We start from the raw sequence: 20879 nt of genomic DNA on the forward strand, positions 1-20879 counted from the left end.
CCCGCGCGGGGCGGGGACTTCCGCACCGCCGAACGAGGACACGCACATGAACGCACCCGCCGTGATGGCCCACGTCCTGAGATCGAGCATGGTGGAGAGCGTGCACCGCGGTTCGCTGGTGCTCCTCCACCCCGACGGATCGACCGCGTACGCCGCCGGCGACACCGACTCGCCGATCTACCCCCGCTCCAGCAACAAGCCGCTGCAAGCCGCCGCGATGCTGCGGGCCGGCGCCCGGCTGAGCGGGCGCTGGCTCGCGCTCGCCGCCGCCAGCCACGCGGGCGAGCCCTTCCATGTGCAGGCCGTCCGGGAGATTTTGGACGCCGCCGGCGTCGGCGTCGAGGCGCTGGGCTGCCCGGCCTTCCTGCCCAAGGACGTCGGGCAGCGCATCGCCATGGTGCGCGACGGCGACCCCACCGACCGCCGGCTGACCATGAACTGCTCCGGCAAGCACGCCGGGATGCTGCTCGCGTGCGTCACCAACGGCTGGCCCGTCGAGGGCTACCTCGACCCGCGGCACCCGCTCCAGATCGCCGTCAACGCCGAGATCGAGGCCGCCACCGGCGAACCCATCGCGCACATCGGCACCGACGGCTGCAACGCGCCCGCCGCCGCCTTCAGCCTCACCGGCCTCGCCCGCGCCTTCCAGCGGCTCGGCGCCGCCGCACCCGGCACCGCGCTCGGCAACGTCGCCGACGCGATGCGCGCCCACCCCGAATACGTCGCGGGCACCCACGAGCCCGACACCTGGCTGATGAGTGCCGTGCCCGGACTGCTCGCCAAGAGCGGCGCCGAGGGCGTCCAGGCGGTCGCGCTGCCGGACGGCCGGGCCTTCGCGTACAAGATCGAGGACGGCAGCGAGCGCGCCATGGGCCCGGTGCTGGCGCAGGTGCTGCGGCAGTGCGGTATCGACTCGCCGGTCCTGGAGCGGCTGGACACCGTCCAGCAGCCGCAGCCCGGCGCCGTCCCCACCGTCATCGAGGCCGTCGCCTTCACGTAGCCCCCGCGGACCTCGGTACGCAGGGGGTACGTACGGCGGCGCGCCCGGCACATGGTGTACGTGCCGGGCGCGCCGCCGTCTTCAGCGTGCAGGGTTCTTCTGCGTGCAGGGTCGAGGCTCAGCGGGCGCTGTCGCGCTGGTAGCGGAAGACCACGGCGACGCCCAGGACGACGGTCCAGGCGGCCAGCATGCCGATCGCGGTGCCGAGGTCGCTGATGCCGGTCACGGCGGCCCGGCCGATGTCGGCGAGCCAGTAGCTCGGCATGACCTTCGAGACGTGCTGGAGCCAGTCCGGGAAGCTCGTGGTCGGCATCAGCACACCGCCCAGGAAGCCCAGCAGCAGCAGCGCCGCCCCGAAGTAGCCCGACACCGTCTCGGCCTTGGCCATCTGGCCCAGCAGCGTGCCCAGCACCGCGAAGGGCAGCGTCGCCACCCAGGTGCCCAGCACCAGCTTGGCCCAGTCGCCCGACGACAGGTGCACGTCGTTGAAGCGGCCGACGATCGACATCAGGATCGGCGCCGGCAGCGTGATCATCATGCCCACCGTGACCTTCGCCGCGAGATACGCCTGCGGTCGCAGCGGGGTGAGCCGCAACTGCCGCTGCCAGCCCGACGACCGCTCGATCGCGATCCGCGACCCGACGATGAGGGTGGCGTGGATCGAGCCCCACGCGGCGAAGCTGCACATCAGGTACGCGGCGTAACTGATGTGCGTCCCCGGCACGTCGCCCTTGCCGTACGCCGAGATCTCCAGCAGGTACAGCACCACCGGGAGCGACAACGAGAAGATCCAGAACCGCCGGTTGGTGACCAGGCGCTTGAACTCCAGCCTGACAAATGCGATGTTCACGGTTCTTCGTCCTCAGCTGTTGGTGGGGGGCTTCGCGTCGTCGGAGGTCAGCAGCAAGAACGCCTCCTCCAGGCCCATCGACTTGATCTCGATGTCGTGCGCCCGCGGGTACATCGCGAGCAGCGCCTGCACGGGCGCGTCCGAGGCCGAGCACTTCAGCTCGAACCGGTCGCCGCGCTGCGTGCCGTCCAGCACGCCCGGCAGCTTCAGCAGCTGGCCGAGGTCGCCGCCCGGCACCACGACCCGCAGGATGCGGCCCGACGCGGCGGACTTGATCTGCGAGACCGTGCCGTCGCGGACGATCTTGCCGTGCCGCATCAGCACCACCCGGTCGGCGAACTCCTCGGCCTCCTCCAGGTAGTGGGTGGCGAAGACCACCGTGCGGCCCTCGTCGGTGAAGTGCCGCATCGACTCCCAGAACTCCCGCCGGGTCGCGACGTCCATCGCCGCCGTCGGCTCGTCCAGGATCAGCAGGTCGGGGTTGCCGACCAGGGCCACCGCGAACCGCACCCGCTGCTTCTGCCCGCCCGACAGCCGGGTGCTGCGCTGCTTGGCGAGGTCGGCGACGCCGGCCCGGCGCAGCGCCTCGGCGACCGGCATCGGGTGGGCGTGCAGCGCGGCCACCATCGCGACGATGTCGTACACCGACGCGTCCTCCAGCAGGGTGCCCTCCTGGAGCATCGCGCAGACCTGGCTGGCGCGGATCGCCTCGGTGGGCGTCCGCCCGAAGACGGTCACGGTGCCGGAGTCGGGCCGGGTCAGGCCCAGGATCATGTCGACCGTGGTCGACTTGCCCGCGCCGTTCGGGCCGAGCAGGGCCACCACCTCACCGCGGTGGATGGTCAGGTCGACGCCGTCGACGGCGACGCGTTCGTTGTAGCGCTTGGTCAGGCCCGAGATGTGGATGGCGGCGTCGCCGGGCCCGTTCTCGGTGCCGGGTCCGGCCGACTCGTGAGTCGCCGTCGCGGTTTTCTCCATACCCATGAGTGTGCGAGTCGCGGGGCCGCCGGGAAATGGATGCTGTCACCGGTCACCCATGACATCTGTCATGGGTCGGATGCCCTCTCGGCCGCCCCGCCCCACGGCGGTGCGGAGGATAGGGGCCCCTAGCCCCCGCTTAGGGGTGTGGGGCCCTGGTCGGCGGTGTGAAACTCGGACGGGAAAACCACCGGAATGGAGTGAGTGCACGTGGTCGCGATGCTCGGAAACGGTGCCTCCCGTTCCTTCGACGGCACCGGAAAGCCGGATCTGCTGGTACGGGTCGGCGAGACCGGAGAGGTCTTCGTCCTTCCGCACAGCGGTGCGTTCGCCGGCTCCGCGACGTTTTCCGAACCGGTCCTGATCGCCCGCGACATGGGCTGGCAGACCTTCGGATTCGTCCGCGCGCTGGACAACGGGGACGGGCTGGCCGGCGTACTGGCCTTCAGCCTGGAGCAGATCAACCCGGGCGTGGACGGCGAGCACGGGCTGTTCCTGTTCCCGAACACCGGCGGGCTGCGCGGCCTGGACACCCTCGGCGCGCCCGTGCGCATCTCCGGCAAGCGTGACGACGGCCGGCTGTGGGAGACCGTCGGCATGGCCGACATCTCCGGCAACGGCGCCGACGACACCTTCTCGCGCGGCTGGGACGGCACCAACGTCGACTGGTTCCCGCACACCGGCACCGTGGTGCCCAACGACACCTACGACAAGACGCCGCACCGCCTCACCGAGGTCGCCGTCGACGACTTCCCGCTGGCCATGGCCGACTTCACCGGCAACGGCACCCTCGACCTGCTGGTGCGCCGCGCCGACGGCGATCTCGACCTGTTCGTCTTCGCCGACGGCCACGACCTCGCGCACTCCCTGGAGGCCGGCGAGGGCACCTGGTACACCGTCGGCCGCGGCTGGGACGCCTACCGGCACATCACCCTCAGCGACGTCGACCTGGACGGCACGCCCGACCTGCTCGCGGTCGACGGCGAGGGCGCGCTGCTGGCCTTCCGCAACACCGGGAAGCTGCTGCCGGGTGCCGCCGAGGACCTTTTCCAGGAGCCCGTCACGATCGGCGAGGGATTCCAGCGATATGACGTCGTCTGCTGACACCGCCGCCGCTACCGGCGCGGCCGGCCGCACCGCGCTGGTATTCCCCGGAATGAGCGCGCTGAAATACGCCGACGTCGCGCGCTTCATGCTCACGAACCCGATCGCCCGGCGGCTGCGCGAAGAAGCCGACGACGCCCTCGGATATTGCCTGGCCGACCATTACCGGGACGCCGAGGAGGACTACGCGGAAAGCGCCCAGGCGGCCTTTCTGCTGAACTGCACGGCACTGGCGCAATGGGCGGTCGGCGCATTCGGATTCACGCCCGTCGCCTGCGCGGGACCCAGTTTCGGGGCCAAGGCCGCGGCCTGTTTCAGCGGCGCCCTGGGATTCGCCGACACGATACGGCTGACCGTGGAGCTGGCCCGCTGCGAGCAGGACTACTTCCGCACCGAGCACACCGACGTCGTCACCCAGTCCTTCGTGCGCACCCCCGAGGAGGGCCTGCGCGAACTGCTCGCCGGGATGGACGCGCGCGGCCAGTGGTACGAGGTGTCCTGCCACGTCGACCGCGACTTCTTCATGGTGTCGCTGCGCGAGCCGGGCCTGGACGCCTTCACCGCCGGCATCCGCGCGCTCGGCGGCCTGCCGCTGTACGCCATGCGCCCGCCCATGCACTGCGCGGCCTTCGCGCCCTTGCGCGAGCGGGCCGCCGCCGTACTGGACGGCTTCACCTTCGCCGACCCCGCGCTGCCCGTCGTACGCGACCAGGACGGCGCCGCCGTCACCACGGCCGCGGGCGTACGGGAGATGCTGCTCGACGGCTTCGTCCGCCCCGTGCGCTGGCCCGACGCCGTACGGGGCCTGCGCGACCTGGCCGTGACGCGGGTGTGCGTCGCCGGGCCCGACACCCTGTGGGGCCGCGTCCCGTGCACCGTCGAGGCCTTCGACGTGCTGGCCGCCTCGCCGCGCGCGGCCCTGCGCCCGCGCCGGTACGCGCCCTGGGCGCCGCCGGCCCCCGTAACGGCCCTGGCCCCGGTCTCGGCCGCCGCTTCCGTGAAGGGATGAACCACCCATGTGGGACGAGGAATTCGAGCGTATCCTGCGCGACCGGCTGCCGTTCCTGCCGCCGGACGAGCCGCTGGAGGCCGACCTGGACCTGACCGCGAACGGCCTGGACTCCATGGGCATCGTCGACCTCATGGTCACCCTGGAGCGCGAGTACGACGTGCGGTTCGGCGGCGACCTGCTGTCGCTGGAGACCTTCTCCACCCCGGCGGTGCTGTGGAAGACCGTCACCGCCCTGACCTCGCCCGCCGCGTGAGCCCCGCCCCGCCATGGACCGCACCCTGGACGACCTGACGCCCCGCCCCGCGGCCCCCGCCCCGGCCCCGTACGACCGCGGCCTGCGGCCCTTCCGCCCGCTGCACCACCGCTTCCTGCGCGGCCTGGCCGCCGCCGAGCACGGCACCGCGCTGCTCGCCGGGGACCGCGGCATGACCTACGCCGAGGCCCACGAGCTGGCCCTGACCTGGGCCGGGGCGCTGCTGGACCGGTGCCCCCGCCCGCCGCGGGCCGTCGCCGTCCTCGGCAACAAGACCGCCGAGGCGTACGTCGGCGTGCTCGCCGCGCTCTACACCGGCGCCGCCGCCGTACCGCTGCACCCCGACTTCCCCGTCGCCCGCAGCAGGGCCGCGCTGCACGCCGCCGGCGCGGAGGCGCTGATCGCCGACCCGGCCGGCTCCGCGATCCTCACCGACCTGCTCGACGGCGCCCCCGCCATGCCCGTCCTGGTGCCCGACCAGGCGCCCGTCACAGGACCCGCCCTCGACGCGCCGCGCACCGCCGGGCCCGACGACACCGCGCTGATCCTGTTCACCTCCGGCTCCACCGGCCGCCCCAAGGGCGTCCGCGTCACCCACGGCGGCGCCGACCACTACTTCGGGATCATCGACGAGCGCTACGGCTACGGCCCCGGCGACCGGCTCTCGCAGACCTTCGACCTCACCTTCGACTGCGCCCACTTCGACCTGTTCGCCGCGTGGGGCACCGGCGCGAGCGTGGTCGCCGTACCGCAGAAGGCGTTCTTCGCGCTGCCGGAGTTCACCGCCCGGCACGACCTGACCGGCTGGTTCTCCACCCCCAGCGTCATCGCCTTCGTCCAGCGCGCCGGCGGCCTCGGCCCGGGCGCGCTGCCGTCGCTGCGGCACAGCCTGTTCGCCGGCGAGGCCCTGACCGTCGCCGACGCGGCGGCCTGGCAGCAGGCCGCGCCCGGCTCGGCCCTGGAGAACATCTACGGCCCCACCGAGCTGACCATCACCATCGCCGGCCACCGGTTTGACCCGCTGCGCTCGCCGCGGATCGCCGTCAACGGCATCGTGCCCATCGGCGCCGTCCACCCCGGGCACCGCGCCCTGCTGCTCGCCGAGGACGGCAGCGCACGCCAGGACGAGGGCGAACTGTGCGTCGCCGGGCCCCAGACGACACCCGGCTACCTCGACCCGGCCGACGGGCAGGGCCGGTTCCTGGACCGCCCCGAAGGCCGCTACTACCGCACCGGCGACCGGGTGCGCCGGCTGCCCGGCGGCGAACTCGCCTACCTGGGACGCTCCGACGCGCAAGTGCAGGTGCACGGCTGGCGCGTGGAGCTCGCCGAGATCGACCACGCCGTGCGCGGCTGCGACGGCGTCCAGGACGCCGTGACGGTCCACGCCGGCGGCGAGCTCGCCGTCTTCTACACCGGCCGCGAGCAGCCCGCCCTGCACATCGCCGCCGAACTGCGCCGCACCCTGCCAGAACCCCTCGTGCCGCGCCGCTACCGGCACCTGGAGCACTTCCCGCTGAACGCCAACCGCAAGATCGACCGCACCGCGCTGACCGCCCTGGCCGGCGCCCGCCGCGGACCGGCCGCCGGCGGCTGAACCGCCCGCCGCGGCGCCCCCGGGGCCCGCCGGCCGACGATCGGTCACACGACTAGGAGAAGAACCCCGTGCACGCTTCCACGGTCACCACCGACCTCCCCGACGAACTCGGCGGCACGCACATCACGACCGTGCCGGGCTTCCTCGACGCCGTGGCCGAGGCCGCCCCCGGGCGCCCCGCCCTGCGCGACTCCGCAGGCGAGGGGTGGACGTACGGCGAGTACGCCCGCGTCGTGTCCGGCTACGCCGCCTGGCTCACCGAGCAGGGCGTCCGGCACGGCGACCGGGTCCTGGTCCGGCTGCCCAACACCCGCGACATGGTCGCGCTGCTCTTCGCCGTCACCCGCCTCGGCGCGGTCTTCGTCCCCGTCAACCCGGCGATGAAGGACTACCACCTGGTCTCCGTCGTCGGCGACTGCGAGCCCGTCCTGGTCGTCGCCGACGACCGCGCCGTCACCGCCGTGCAGAAGCTCACCGACGTGCCCGTACGGGCCGTGGGCGCCGCCCGCGAGGCCGCACAGGCCCGCCCGGCCGGCGCCCCGCCGGTGCCCAACGCCGCCGCACCCGGCGACGTCGCCGTGCTCATCTACACCTCCGGCAGCACCGCCGCGCCCAAGGGCGTGGTGTGCCCGCACGCCCAGATGGTCTTCGCGGCCTCCTCCGTCGGGCAGGTCCTCGGCTACCGCGGCGACGACGTCGTCTTCTGCCGGCTGCCGCTGCCCTTCGACTACGGCCTCTACCAGGTGCTGCTGGCCTGCCGGGTCGGCGCCGAGCTGTTCCTGTCCGGCTCCGAGCCCGACTACACGCTGCTGGAGCGCATCGTGGAGTCCGGCGCGACGATCGTGCCGCTGGTGCCCGCGCTCGCCTCGATGGTGAGCTGGCTCGCCGAACGCGAGCCCACCCCCACCAAGGTGCGGATGTTCACCAGCACCGGCGCCGCGCTGCCGCAGTCCACCATCGACGCGCTGCGCACCCACTTCTCCGACGCGGCCGTGGTGCGGATGTACGGCATCACCGAGTGCAAGCGCGTCACCGTCATGCCGCCCGACGAGGAGCTGGAGCGCCCCGGCTCGGTCGGCCCGGCCATCCCCGGCACGACCGTCACCATCATGGCCGAGGACGGCACCGTGCTGCCGCCCGGCGAGATCGGCGAGATCACCGTCACCGGGCCCAACGTCATGGCCGGCTACTGGAACGCCCCCGAGGTCACCGCCCGCACCTACCGCACCGACCCGGCCACCGGCCGGACCCGGCTGCACACCGGCGACTGGGGCAGCATGGACGCCGACGGCTACGTCTACTTCGACGGCCGGCGCGACGACCTGTTCAAGCGCAACGGCGTGCGGATGTCCACCATCGAGATCGAGGCCGCCGCGATGGACGTGCCCGGCATCCGCGCCGCATGCGTCCTGCTGCCCACCGACACCCGGGACCTGGTCATCTGCGTCAGCGGCGACGTGCGCCCCGGCTTCGTGCTGCGCGAGCTGGCCAAGCGCCTGGAGACGGCGAAGGTGCCGGCCACCTGCCACGTCATCGAGGACTTCCCGCTCACCGCCAACGGCAAGAACGCCCGCAAGGTGCTGCTGGAGCTCATCGACGGGACGGCGAAGTGACCGCGCCCGCCGCGCCCTCGGGGCGCACCCCGGCAGCGGCCGACGGCACGCCCGGCGGGGACCGCCGCGCGGCCGGCCGGCACTCCACCGCCGCGCGCAACGCCGAACTCGCCGCGCGCTACGGCACACCGCTGTACGTCTACGACCTCGACCGGGCCACCGCCGCCCGGGACGCGCTGCGGGCCGTGCTGCCCGAACAGGCCACGCTCTTCTACTCGTTCAAGGCCAACCCGCACCCGGGCCTGGCCCGCGTCTTCGGCGAGGGCGGCGAGGGCACCGCCTGCCGCGCCGAGGTCAGCTCCACCGGCGAGCTCGCCAACTCACTCGCCGCGGGCTTCGACCCGGCCCGGACCCTCTACACCGGGCCGGGCAAGACCGGCGAGGAGATCGGCGCCGCGCTCGCCGCCGGCGTGCGGTGGTTCTCCGTCGAGTCGCCCGGCGACCTGCGCAGGGTCGGCGCCGCCGCGCAGGACCACGGCACCACCGCGCAGGTCCTGCTGCGGATCAACGCGGCTGCCTCCGGCGCCTCGACCAGCATCCGCATGACCGGCGCGCCCTCGCAGTTCGGCCTGGACAGCGAGACGCTGCCCGAGCTGATGCCCGAACTGCTGGCGGTGCCCGGCACGAAGGTCGCGGGCGCGCACTTCTTCCCGCTCAGCAACTCCCGCGACGAGCAGAGCCTCGTCGACGAGTTCACCCGCAGCATCGGCGAGGCCGCCGGTCTCGCCGAACGGCTCGGCCTGCCGCTCGACGTCCTCGACATCGGCGGCGGATTCGCCGCGCCCTACGCCGTGCCCGGCGAACTGCCGGTCTACGACAAGCTGAAGGCCGAGCTGGAGCAGGCCCTCGACACCGCCTTCCCGCGCTGGCGGGACGGCACCCCGCACCTGGCCTTCGAGTCCGGCCGCCACCTCGCCGGCACCACCGGCGAGCTCGTCACGGCGGTCACCAACGTCAAGACCAGCCGCGGTCGCACCTTCGTGATCCTCGACGCGGGCATCAACACCCTCGGCGGCATGGCCGGCCTGGGGCGGCTGCTGCCGCTCGCGGTCAAGCCCGACGAGCTGCCGGAGTCGGAGGAGCAGCTGCAGCGCGCGAGCCTGGTCGGCCCGCTGTGCACCCCCGGCGACATCCTCGGCCGCGACCTCGACGTCCGCGCCCTGGCCCCCGGCGACCTGGTCACCGTCCCCAACGTGGGCGCGTACGGGCCGACCGCGAGCCTGCTGGGCTTCCTCGGCAGGCCCGCGCCCGCCGAGGTCGTCGTCCGCGGCGGCGAGATCGTGTCCGCCTCCCGGCTCGAACTGGCCCGCACCGACCTCGGTTGACGGCCGCGCAACGCAACTGACGGCCCACCCGCGGCCGTTCGGCGGCCCAACCGCCGCCGGACGGCAACGGACCGGCCACCCAAGGCTTTTGACGAACGACAGGTGGAGCAACGCAATGAGCGGGTCGGACTCGGTCGTACGACAGCTGGCATCGCTGCCCGAGGTCGAGCAGGAACTGCGCCTGCTGCGCCTGGTGCTGGAGCACACGGCGGCGGCACGGCCGCGCGACGCCGGGGGAGAGGGCGACGGCGTCGGGGCGGCCGACGCCGACCGCACCTTCCAGCAGCTCGGCTTCGACTCGCTGTCCTCGGTGGAGCTGCACCGCAGGCTGTGCGAGGCGCTGGGCGCCGCGCTGCCCGTCACCGCCGTCTACGACCATCCGAGCCCCGCCCTGCTCGTACGGCACCTGCTCGCCGAGCTGTTCGGCCGCACCGCGGGCGCGGCGGCGCTGCCCGAGGCGATGCCGGCGGCCGAGGACGGCGACCCGGTCGCGATCGTCGGCCTGGCCTGCCGCTTCCCCGGCGGTGCGGACGGCCCGCACCGGCTGTGGGAGCTGGTCGCCGAGGGCCGCGACGCCGTGACCGGCTTCCCCGCCGACCGCGGCTGGGACCTCGACGCGCTCTTCCACCCCGACCCCGACCACCCCGGCACCACCTACGCCCGCGCCGGCGGATTCCTGCACGAGGCCGCCGACTTCGACGCGGCCTTCTTCGGCATCGCACCGCGCGAGGCTGTCGCCATGGACCCGCAGCAGCGGCTCGTGCTGGAGACCGCGTGGGAGGCCCTGGAGCACGCCGGGATCGACCCGGAGCGGATCCGCGGCAGCCGCTCCGGCGTCTTCGTCGGCGTCGAGCCGCAGGAGTACGGGCCGCGGCTCGCCGAGGCGCCCGAGGGCAGCGAGGGCCATCTGCTCACCGGGCAGGCCACCAGCGTCACCTCGGGGCGGATCGCGTACGCGCTGGGCCTGGAGGGGCCGACGCTCAGCGTCGACACCGCGTGCTCCTCGTCGCTGGTCGCGATCCACCTCGCGGTGGCCGCGCTGCGCCGCGGGGAGTGCGCGCTGGCGCTCGCCGGCGGGGTCTCGGTGATGTCCAGCCCCGGCACGTTCGTGGCGTTCAGCCGCGCGCGGGGCCTGTCGGCCGACGGGCGCTGCAAGGCGTTCTCCGCGGACGCCGACGGCACCGGCTGGGCCGAGGGCGCGGGCATGGTCGCCCTGGAGCGGCTGTCCGACGCCCGCCGCCTCGGCCACCGCGTCCTCGCCGTCGTCCACGGCTCGGCCGTCAACCAGGACGGCGCGTCCAACGGCCTGACCGCCCCCAACGGCCTGTCCCAGCAGCGCGTCATCCGGCAGGCCCTCGCCAGCGGCGGCCTGGCCCCCGCGGACATCGACGCCGTCGAGGCGCACGGCACGGGCACCCGGCTCGGCGACCCGATCGAGGCGCAGGCGCTGCTCGCGACGTACGGCCAGGACCGGGCCGAGGACCGGCCGCTGTGGCTCGGCTCGCTCAAGTCCAACATCGGCCACGCGCAGGCCGCGGCGGGCGTCGGCGGCGTCATCAAGATGGTCATGGCGCTGGAGCACGACACGCTGCCGCGCACCCTGCACGTCACCACCCCCACCCCGCACGTCGACTGGTCGTCCGGCGAGGTCGCCCTGCTGACCGACCCCGTCCCCTGGCCCCGCGGCCCCCGCCCGCGCCGCGCGGGCGTCTCCTCCTTCGGCATCAGCGGCACGAACGCACACCTCATCCTGGGCGACCCGGAGCCGTCCGCGCCCGGTACGGAGCCCGCGGCGACCGCACCGGCCGCCGCGCCGCCTGGCGCCGCCGCAGACCCCGCCGGGACGGCGCAGGCGGCGGAGCCCGGCCGTGCGTCCCGCGACGCCCAGGCCGCTGCCACAGACCCCGCCGGCACGGCGCCGGAGGCGGACCGCTCACCCGCCTCCGGTGCGCCGGCGGAAGGAAGGGCCGGTGCGGAGCAACCCTCACCCTCCGCACCGGCCGTCAGCATCTGGACGGTGTCGGCCCGCTCCGAGGCCGCGCTGCGCGAGCAGGCCCGCCGGGTCGCCGGGCTCGCCGGCCGGCACTCGCCCGCCGACCTCGGCTTCTCGCTCGCCGCGACCCGGGCGGCACTGGAGCGCCGGGCCGCGGTCGTCGGCGACGACCCCGCCGCGATGACCGCGGCCCTGCACGCCCTCGCCGACGGCACCGCCGCGCCCGGCCTGCTCCAGGGCACCGTACGGCCCGGCCGCACCGCCTTCCTCTTCACCGGCCAGGGCAGCCAGCGCCCGGGCATGGGCCGGGAGCTGTACGCCGCCCACCCCGTCTTCGCCCGCGCCTTCGACGAGGCGTGCGGCTACCTGGACCTGCAACTCGACCGCCCGCTGCGGGACGTGGTCTTCGCCGGCGCCGCCGACCTGGACCGTACGCAATACGCGCAGCCCGCCCTCTTCGCCCTGGAGGTCGCCCTTTTCCGGCTCGCCGAATCCTGGGGCCTGGCACCGGACTTCGTCGCCGGCCACTCCGTGGGCGAAATCGCCGCCGCGCATGTCGCGGGCGTGCTGTCGCTGGAGGACGCCGCGACGCTCGTCGCCGCCCGCGGTGTGCTGATGCAGGAACTGCCCGCGGGCGGCGCCATGGTGTCGGTCCGAGCACCGGAGGCGGAGGTCCGCGAACTCCTCGCGGACATCGGCTCGGTGGACGTCGCCGCCGTCAACGCCCCCGACGCCGTGGTCATCTCCGGCGACGAGGAGCCCGTCCTCGACCTCGCCGCGCTGCTCGCCGAACGCGGGCGCCGCACCCGGCGGTTGCGGGTCAGCCACGCCTTCCACTCACCCCGCATGGCCCCGATGCTCGCGGAGTTCGCCCGGATCGCCGCCGTCCTGACCTACCGCGAGCCGGTCCTGCCCGTCGTCTCCACCGTCACCGGTGAGCTGGCCGCGCCCGGCCGGCTCACCGACCCCGACTACTGGGTCCGCCAGGTCCGGCACGCGGTCCGCTTCGCCGACGCCGTGCGCTGGCTCGACTCCCGCGGGGTGCGCAACTACCTGGAGCTGGGCCCCGACGCGGTCCTCACCGCGCTGGCCCAGGACAGCGTCGAGGACGGCACCGGCACCGTGCTGGCCGCGGCACTGCGCCGCGACGTGCCCGAGCCGCGCGCCTTCGCCACCGCAGCCGCCGCGCTGCACGTCCACGGCGCCGCCGTCGACCTGGCCGCCGCCCACCCCGGCGGGCGGCGCGTCGAGCTGCCCACCTACCCCTTCCAGCGCCGCCGCTACTGGATGGACTCCGGGGCCGGCGGCGCCGACGCCGCCGGCCTCGGGCTCACCCCGGCCGAGCACCCGCTGCTCGGCGCCGCCGTCGAACTCGCCGACGCCGAAGGGCTGCTGCTCACCGGCCGGATCGGCCTGCGCACCCACCCCTGGCTCGCCGACCACGCCATCGCCGGCTCCGTGCTGCTGCCCGGCACCGCCTTCGTCGAACTCGCCCTGCACGCCGCGGAACGCGCCGGCTGCCGCACGCTGGACGAACTCACCCTCGCCGCACCGCTGGTGCTGCCGCCCGACGGCACGGTCGAGCTGCAGATCGCCGTCGCCGCCCCCGGCGCCGACGGCCGGCGCGCCCTCACCGTCCACTCCCGCCGCTCACCCGGCACCCCCTGGACCCGGCACGCCGAGGGCGCCCTCCTCGAACTCCCGGCCCCCGCACCGGCGTTCGACGCCGCCGCCTGGCCGCCGCCGGGCGCCACCGCCGTGCCCCTCGACGGCTTCTACGACCGCCTCACCGCCCAGGGCTACGGCTACGGGCCCGTCTTCCAGGCGCTGCGCGCGGTGTGGCGGCACGGCGACGAGGTCTACGCCGAGGTCGCCCTCGACGCCGAGGACTCCACCGCCGCCGCCTTCGGCCTGCACCCGGCCCTGCTGGACGCCGTCCTGCACGCGGTGGGCATGGAACCGGACGGCGCCGAGGCCGCGGGCGTGGAGTTGCCCTTCGCGTGGTCCGGCGTCACCCTGGCCGCGGTCGGCGCGAGCGCGCTGCGCGCCCGTATCACCCCGCGGCCCTCCGGCGCCGTCTCGCTCGCCCTGGCCGACCCGGCCGGCGCGCCGGTCGCGGCCGTCGAGAACCTGGCCTTCCGCCCGCTCACCGCCGCCCCGGCCGGCACCGCGCCGCGCGCGCTCTTCCGCGTGGAGTGGACGCCGCTGCCCACCGCGCCGGCCGCCGCGGCCACGCCCGACGTGCTCGCCGTGCCGCCCGCCGGGGGCGACGTGCTCGCCGCCGTACGGGAGGCCACCGCGACCGTGCTGGCCGCGCTCCAGGAGCGGCTGGCCGCCGACACCGAGGCCCCGCTCGCCGTGGTGACCTCGCTCGCCGCCGGGCCGGGCGCCACCGACCCGGCCGGGGCGGCCGTCTGGGGCCTGGTGCGGGCCGCGCAGGCGGAGAATCCCGGCCGCTTCCTGCTCGTCGACACCGACACCCCCGCCGACCCGGCCGCCGCGGCGTCCGCCGCCGCGGCGAGCGGCGAGCCCGAGACCGTGCTGCGCGACGGCCGGCCGGCCGCCCCGCGCCTGGTGCGGGCCGAGGCCGGCGCGCCCGGCGCGTGGGGGAGCGGGGGAACCGTCCTGATCACCGGCGGCACCGGTGGCCTGGGTGCCGTGGTGGCCCGGCACCTCGTGGCCGAGCGGGGCACGCGTGCGCTGGTCCTGACCAGCAGGCGCGGCCCGGACGCACCCGGTGCCGCCGGTCTGCACGCCGAACTGACCGCGCTGGGCGCCACGGTGCGGATCGTCGCGTGCGACGTGTCCGACCGCGCCGCGCTCGCCGCGCTGCTGGACGGCATCGGCGACGACCTCACCGCCGTCGTCCACACCGCCGGCGTCGTCGACGACGGCACGATCGGCTCCCTGACCCCCGACCGGCTCGCCGCCGTCCTCGCCCCCAAGGCCGAGGCCGCCTGGCACCTGCACGAGCTGACGCGCGAGCGCGACCTCGCGGCCTTCGTGCTCTTCTCCTCCACCGCCGCGACCCTCGACGGCGCGGGCCAGGGCAACTACGCCGCCGCCAACGCCTTCCTCGACGGCCTCGCCGCGCACCGCCGCGCCCAGGGCCTGCCCGCGGTCTCCCTCGCGTGGGGCCTGTGGGAGACCGCGACCGGCATCACCGGCCACCTCACCGCCGCCGACCACCAGCGCATGGCCCGCGACGGCTACGCCCCGCTCCCCACCGCCGAGGGCCTCGCCCTCTTCGACGCGGCGACCGGAACGGCCCCGTCCCCCGACGCCGCCGCGCCCGCCCACCTGCTGCCCGTACGGCTCGACACCGCCGCCGCGCGCGAGACCGTACCGCCCATGCTGCGCGCCCTGCTGCGGCCCACCGTCCGGCGCGCGGCCGGGAAGGCGGCCGGCCCGGCGCAGGTGCCGCTCGCCGCACAGCTGTCCGCGCTGTCCGGCGCCGACCGCAGGCGGCACCTGCTGGGGCTGGTCCGCGCCCAGGTCGCCGACGTGCTCGGCCACACCGACCCCGAGGCGGTCGAGGCCGGCACCGCCTTCAGCGCGATCGGCTTCGACTCGCTGTCCGCCGTGGACCTGCGCAACCGGCTCACCGCCGCGACGGGCCTGCGGCTGCCCGCCACGCTGCTGTTCGACTTCCCCAACCCCACCGTGCTCACCGAGCACCTGTACGCGACCCTCCTCGGCGCGGAGGAGCCCGAGGCAGAGGCGCCCGGGCCGGACGCGGCCGACGTGGACGCCGACCCGATCGCGATCGTCGCGATGAGCTGCCGCTACCCCGGCGGTGTCACGACCCCCGAGGAGCTGTGGGAGCTGGTCGCGGAGGGCCGCGACGCGGTGTCCGCCTTCCCCGGCAACCGCGGCTGGGACCTCGACACGCTCTTCGACCCCGACCCGGACCGCTCCGGCACCACCTACGCCTCCGAGGGCGGATTCCTGCACGACGCCGCGGACTTCGACGCCGGCTTCTTCGGCATCAGCCCGCGCGAGGCCATGGCCACCGACCCGCAGCAGCGGCTGCTGCTGGAGGTCACCTGGGAGGCCGTCGAGCGCGCCGGCATCGACCCGCTCGCGCTGCGCGGCAGCCAGACCGGCGTCTTCGCCGGCGTCATGTACCACGACTACGCCTCCCGGCTCGGCAAGGTGCCCGAGGGCGTCGAGGGCTACCTGGGCAACGGCGCCCTGGGCAGCGTCGTGTCCGGCCGGGTGTCGTACACCTTCGGCTTCGAGGGCCCGGCGGTCACGGTGGACACCGCGTGCTCGTCCTCGCTGGTCGCGCTGCACTGGGCGATCCAGGCGCTGCGCCGCGGGGAGTGCTCGCTCGCGCTGGCCGGCGGCGTCACCGTGATGTCCACGCCGGACACCTTCATCGACTTCAGCCGGCAGCGCGGCCTCGCCCGCGACGGGCGCTGCAAGTCCTTCGCCGCCGCCGCCGACGGCACCGGCTGGTCCGAGGGCGCGGGCGTGCTGCTGCTGGAGCGGCTGTCCGACGCCCGCCGCAACGGCCACCCGGTGCTGGCCCTCGTGCGCGGCTCCGCCGTCAACCAGGACGGCGCCTCCAACGGCCTGACGGCTCCCAACGGCCCCTCGCAGCAGCGCGTCATCCGCCGCGCGCTCGCGACCGCCGGGCTCGGCACCGCCGACGTGGACACCGTCGAGGCGCACGGCACCGGCACGGTGCTGGGCGACCCGATCGAGGCGCAGGCGCTGCTGGCGACCTACGGCCAGGACCGGGCCGAGGACCGGCCGCTGTGGCTCGGCTCCATCAAGTCCAACCTCGGCCACACGCAGGCCGCGGCGGGCGTCGCGGGCATCATCAAGATGGTGATGGCGATGCGCCACGGCGTCATCCCGCCGTCCCTGCACGTCGACGAGCCGACCCCGCACGTCGACTGGGAGTCCGGCGCGGTCCGCCTCGCCACCGAGCCCGTCCCCTGGCCGCGGACCGGCCGCCCGCGCCGCGCGGGCGTGTCCTCCTTCGGCATCAGCGGCACCAACGCGCACACCGTCATCGAACAGGCCCCCGCCGAGCTCGCCGGCGAGCCGCCGGCCGCACCGGTGACGACCGCGGGACGCACGGCAGCCGCCCGTCCGGACTCCCACGGCGGGTACGTCACCTGGGTGCTGTCCGCGCGCAGCCAGGAAGCGCTGCCGCTGCAAGCCGCGCGGCTGCGCGCATGGGTCGCCGGGCGGCCCGGACTCGCCCCGCGCGACGTCGCGTTCTCGCTCGCCACCAGCCGGGCCGCCCTCGAATACCGCACCGCCGTCACCGGCACCGGGCGGGACGAGCTGCTGGCCGCGCTCGACGGCGTCACGCGCGGGGAGTCCGCCGCCAACCCCGGCAAGACCGCCTTCCTCTTCACCGGCCAGGGCAGCCAGCGCGCCGGCATGGGGCGCGAACTGCACGCCGCCCACCCGGTGTTCGCCGCCGCCTTCGACGCGGCGTGCGGCGCGGCCGGCCTCGACCCGGCGGCGGTCCTCGGCGGCACGGTCCCGCTGGACGCCACCGGGACCGCCCAACCCGCGCTGTTCGCCCTCGAAGTGGCGCTCTTCCGGCTGCTGGAGTCCTGGGGCGTGCGGCCCGACCTGCTGGCCGGGCACTCCGTCGGGGAGATCGCCGCCGCGCACGTCGCCGGGGTGCTCACCCTCGCCGACGCCGGCACGCTCGTCGCGGCCCGCGGCCGGCTCATGCAGGCGCTGCCCAAGGGCGGTGCGATGGTCGCGGTGTCGCTCCCCGAGGCCGAGGCCCGAGAACTCCTCGGCGACCGGCAGGACGTGGGGATCGCCGCGGTCAACGGGCCCGCCTCCGTGGTGCTTTCCGGCGCCGAGGACGGCGTGCTCGCCCTCGCCGCCGAGGCCGCCGCGCGCGGCGCGAAGACCCGCAGGCTGCGGGTCAGCCACGCCTTCCACTCGCCGCTGATGGAGCCGATGCTCGACGCGTTCCGCTCCGTCGTCGCGGAACTGGCCTTCGCCGAGCCGCAGTTGCCGATCGTCTCCACGCTGACCGGCGAGCCCGCCGGCGACGACCTCCGCACCGCCGACTACTGGGTGCGGCACGTCCGCGAGGCCGTACGCTTCCACGCCGCCGTAGGCGCCCTGGAGGCCGCGGGCGTCCGCACGTACCTCGAACTCGGCCCGGACTCCGTGCTGTCGGCGATGGGCCCGGACTGCCTGCGTACGCCGGAGGCCGCCGCGTTCGTGCCGCTGCTGCGGCAGGGCAGGCCCGAGCAGCGCACCCTCGCCGAGGGCGTGGCCCGCGCGCACAGCCGGGGCGTCCCGGTGGACTGGGCCGCGTCGCTGCCCGGCGCCCGCCGGGTGGACCTGCCGACGTACGCCTTCGACCGCACGCGCTACTGGCTCGACGCGGTCGGCGTCAGCGGCGACGTCGCCGACCTCGGCCTCGCCGCGGCCGAGCACCCGCTGCTCGGCGCGAGCGTGCCGCTCCCGGACAGCGACGGCCTGCTCTTCACCGCCCGGCTGTCCATCCGCAGCCACCCGTGGCTGGCCGAGCACACCGTCGCCGGCACGCCCGTCGTGCCCGGCGCGGCCCTCGTCGAGATGGCGCTGGCCGCCGGCGCCGAACTGGGCTGCGCCACCCTCGACGACCTCACCCTCGAAGCCCCGCTGGCGCTCGCCTCCCCGGCCGACGTCCAGCTCGTGACCAAGCCGGCCGGCCCGCACGGCCACCACGCCGTCACCCTCTACGCCCGCCCCGCCGGCGCCCCGCCCGCCACCCCCTGGACCCGGCACGCCACCGGCACCCTGACGCCCGGCACCTCCGGGCCCGGAGCGACGCAGGCCGCCCTCACCGAGTGGCCGCCGCCCGGCGCCGAACCCGTCGACACCGGCGGGCGCTACGCCGAACTGGCCGCCGCCGGGCTCGGATACGGGCCGCTCTTCCGCGGCCTGCACGCCGCCTGGCAGCACGGCACCCACACCTACGCCGAGGTCGCGCTGCCCGAAGACGCCGCCGACACCGGCGCGTTCGGGCTGCACCCCGCGCTGCTGGACGCCGCCCTGCACGCCATCGGCGTGGCCGACGGCGACCCCGAGGCCGACGCGACGCTGCCCTTCGCGTGGAGCGGCGTCACCCTGCACGCCACCGGCGCCACCCGGCTGCGGGTACGGATCGCGCCCGCCGCGGGCGACGCCGTCACGCTCGACCTGGCCGACGCCACCGGCGCGCCGGTCGCCCGGATCGACGCGCTCGCGCTGCGCCCGCTCGCCGCCGGCAGCCTCACGGCCGGGACCCGCTCGCTCTTCCGGGTCGAATGGACCACGCCGGCCGAGCCCGCCGGCCTGCCCGCCGGCGCCACCGTTCTCACCGTGCCGCCCACCACGGGCGACGTCCCCGGCGCCCTGCGGGAGGCCACCGCGACCGTGCTGGCCGCGCTCCAGGAGCGCATCGCCGGCGACACGGACGGCCCGCTCGTCGTCGTGACCTCCGGCGCCGCGGGCCCCGACGTCACCGACCCGGCCGGAGCGGCCGTGTGGGGCCTGGTACGGGCCGCGCAGGCCGAGCACCCGGGCCGCTTCCTGCTCGTCGACACCGACGACCCGGCGGCCCTCGACCTTGCCGCGCTGCCCGGCGCCGCCGAGCCCGAGACGCTGCTTCGAGGCGGCACCGCCCGCGTACCGCGGCTGGCCCGCGCCGACGCGAGCGAGGCACCGCGCTGGGGCGAGGGCGCCGTCCTGATCACCGGCGGCACCGGCGGCCTCGGCGCGCTCGTCGCCCGCCACCTCGCCGGCACGCACGGGGTGCGGCGGCTCGTCCTGACCAGCCGCCGCGGCCCCGACGCTCCCGGCGCGGCCGAACTGCGCGAGGAGCTGGCCGCGTTGGGCGCCACCGCCGAGATCGTCGCGTGCGACCTCGCCCAACGCCCCGCGCTCGCCGCCCTGCTGGCCGGCATCGGCGACGACCTCACCGCCGTCGTGCACGCCGCCGGCGTCGTCGACGACGCGGTCGTGGCGTCGCTGACCCCCGACCGGCTCGCCGCCGTTCTCGCGCCCAAGGCCGAAGCGGCTTGGCACCTGCACGAGTTGACGCGCGAGCGGGACCTTGCGGCCTTTGTCCTCTTCTCCTCCGTCGCCGGCACCCTCGACGCCTCCGGCCAGGGCAACTACGCCGCCGCCAACGCCTTCCTCGACGCCCTCGCCACGTATCGCCGTGCGCAGGGCCTGCCCGCGGTCTCCCTCGCGTGGGGGCTGTGGGACACCGCGACCGGCATCACCGGCCACCTCACCCAGGCCGACCTCGACCGGATGGCCCGCGCCGGCGAGGGCGCGCTGCCGGTCGCCGAAGGGCTCGCCCTCCTCGACGCCGGCACCGGCCCCGGCGCCGCACCGCACCTGCTGCCGGTACGGCTCGACCTCGGCACCCCGCGCGAGGCCGAGCGCATCCCGGCGCTGCTGCGCGCACTGGTCCGCACCCCGGTGCGCCGCGCCGTACGCGAGGTCCAGGCGGCGCCCGAACTGCCGCTGGCCGAACGGCTCGCCGCGATGACCGCGCGCGAGCGCCGGCGGCACCTGCTCGGCCTGGTCCGCCGGCATGTCGCCGATGTGCTCGGGCACGCCGACCCCGCCGCCATCGACGCCGAACGCGGCTTCGGCGACCTCGGGTTCGACTCGCTGGCCTCGCTGGAACTGCGCAACCGGCTCGGCGCCGCCACCGACCTGCGGCTCCCGGCCACCCTCATCTTCGACTACCCGACGCTGGACACCCTCGCCGACTACCTGCACACCGAACTCGTCGACGAGGACGCGGCGGCAGCCGCGCAGGAAGCCCGGGACAGCGAGCCCGCCGACTCCCTGGAGGCCGAACTGGCCCGCCTGGAGGACGCGGTGAAGGCCGCGGCCCCCGGCGCCGACCAGGGCGTCCGGATCGCGGTACGGCTGCGGGAGCTGGCCGAGCGCCTCACCGCGGCCACCGGCGAGGACTCCCTGGAGACGGCCACCGCCGAGGAGCTGTTCTCCATCCTCGACGGCGAACTCGCCGACGACTGAGCCGAGTCGGCGGCCGGCACCGGCCGCCGCACATACGCGACGGCTCCCGACCACGAACCACCGGTCGGGAGCCGTTCACCGCGCTGCCGTCCCCGTGCCCGGCGGCGCGCGAAGCATCAGCGCGAAGGATCAGCGAAGG

10 protein-coding genes are annotated in these 20879 nt (G+C 75.6%); 8 read left to right on the forward strand and 2 right to left on the reverse strand.

Annotated elements, in window-relative coordinates:
- Positions 1 to 46: 46 nt before the first annotated feature.
- Positions 47 to 1000: an asparaginase gene (locus HCN08_RS13205; RefSeq protein ID WP_167983214.1), complete on the forward strand. Its 954-nt coding sequence runs from the start codon at positions 47 to 49 to the stop codon at positions 998 to 1000.
- A gap of 118 nt (positions 1001 to 1118) precedes the next feature.
- On the opposite strand, the gene HCN08_RS13210 is transcribed toward HCN08_RS13205, so the two are convergent.
- Together HCN08_RS13210 and HCN08_RS13215 are read right to left on the reverse strand one after the other, a co-directional pair.
- Positions 1119 to 1850 carry an ABC transporter permease gene (locus tag HCN08_RS13210; protein ID WP_167983215.1) on the reverse strand — a complete coding sequence of 244 codons (732 nt, stop codon included), beginning with the start codon at positions 1848 to 1850 and terminating at the stop codon, positions 1119 to 1121.
- A gap of 12 nt (positions 1851 to 1862) precedes the next feature.
- On the reverse strand, positions 1863 to 2828 hold the full coding sequence (locus tag HCN08_RS13215) for an ABC transporter ATP-binding protein (protein WP_167983216.1): 966 nt from the start codon (positions 2826 to 2828) through the stop codon (positions 1863 to 1865).
- 210 nt (positions 2829 to 3038) lie between these two features.
- On the opposite strand from HCN08_RS13215, the gene HCN08_RS13220 reads away from it, so the two are divergent.
- The 7 genes from HCN08_RS13220 to HCN08_RS13250 all read left to right on the forward strand — a co-directional run bounded on the left by HCN08_RS13220 (position 3039) and on the right by HCN08_RS13250 (position 20740).
- Positions 3039 to 3932 (forward strand): hypothetical protein, encoded by an 894-nt coding sequence (locus HCN08_RS13220; RefSeq protein ID WP_167983217.1) that lies wholly within the window; start codon positions 3039 to 3041, stop codon positions 3930 to 3932.
- A complete protein-coding gene (locus tag HCN08_RS13225; protein WP_167983218.1) occupies positions 3916 to 4941 on the forward strand; it encodes an ACP S-malonyltransferase in 1026 nt (341 codons plus the stop codon). Before HCN08_RS13220 ends, HCN08_RS13225 begins: the two co-directional genes overlap by 17 nt.
- Positions 4942 to 4948: 7 nt before the next feature.
- On the forward strand, positions 4949 to 5197 hold the full coding sequence (locus HCN08_RS13230; protein ID WP_167983219.1) for a phosphopantetheine-binding protein: 249 nt from the start codon (positions 4949 to 4951) through the stop codon (positions 5195 to 5197).
- A 13-nt stretch (positions 5198 to 5210) separates the two neighbouring features.
- Positions 5211 to 6794 carry an AMP-binding protein gene (locus tag HCN08_RS13235; RefSeq protein ID WP_167983220.1) on the forward strand — a complete coding sequence of 528 codons (1584 nt, stop codon included), beginning with the start codon at positions 5211 to 5213 and terminating at the stop codon, positions 6792 to 6794.
- Between the two features lie 131 nt (positions 6795 to 6925).
- The gene (locus tag HCN08_RS13240; protein ID WP_167983290.1) at positions 6926 to 8407 is read left to right on the forward strand and encodes an AMP-binding protein; all 1482 of its coding nucleotides are present in this window, start codon (positions 6926 to 6928) and stop codon (positions 8405 to 8407) included.
- Positions 8408 to 8538: 131 nt separating this feature from the next.
- Complete coding sequence (locus HCN08_RS13245) at positions 8539 to 9732, forward strand: type III PLP-dependent enzyme domain-containing protein (RefSeq protein WP_206318762.1); 1194 nt, start codon at positions 8539 to 8541, stop codon at positions 9730 to 9732.
- A gap of 310 nt (positions 9733 to 10042) precedes the next feature.
- Positions 10043 to 20740, forward strand: coding sequence for an SDR family NAD(P)-dependent oxidoreductase (locus tag HCN08_RS13250; protein WP_456319007.1), 10698 nt, complete (start codon positions 10043 to 10045; stop codon positions 20738 to 20740).
- The last annotated feature ends 139 nt before the right edge of the window (positions 20741 to 20879 follow it).

The organism is Actinacidiphila epipremni, assembly GCF_012034175.1.
Classification (GTDB): domain Bacteria; phylum Actinomycetota; class Actinomycetes; order Streptomycetales; family Streptomycetaceae; genus Actinacidiphila; species Actinacidiphila epipremni.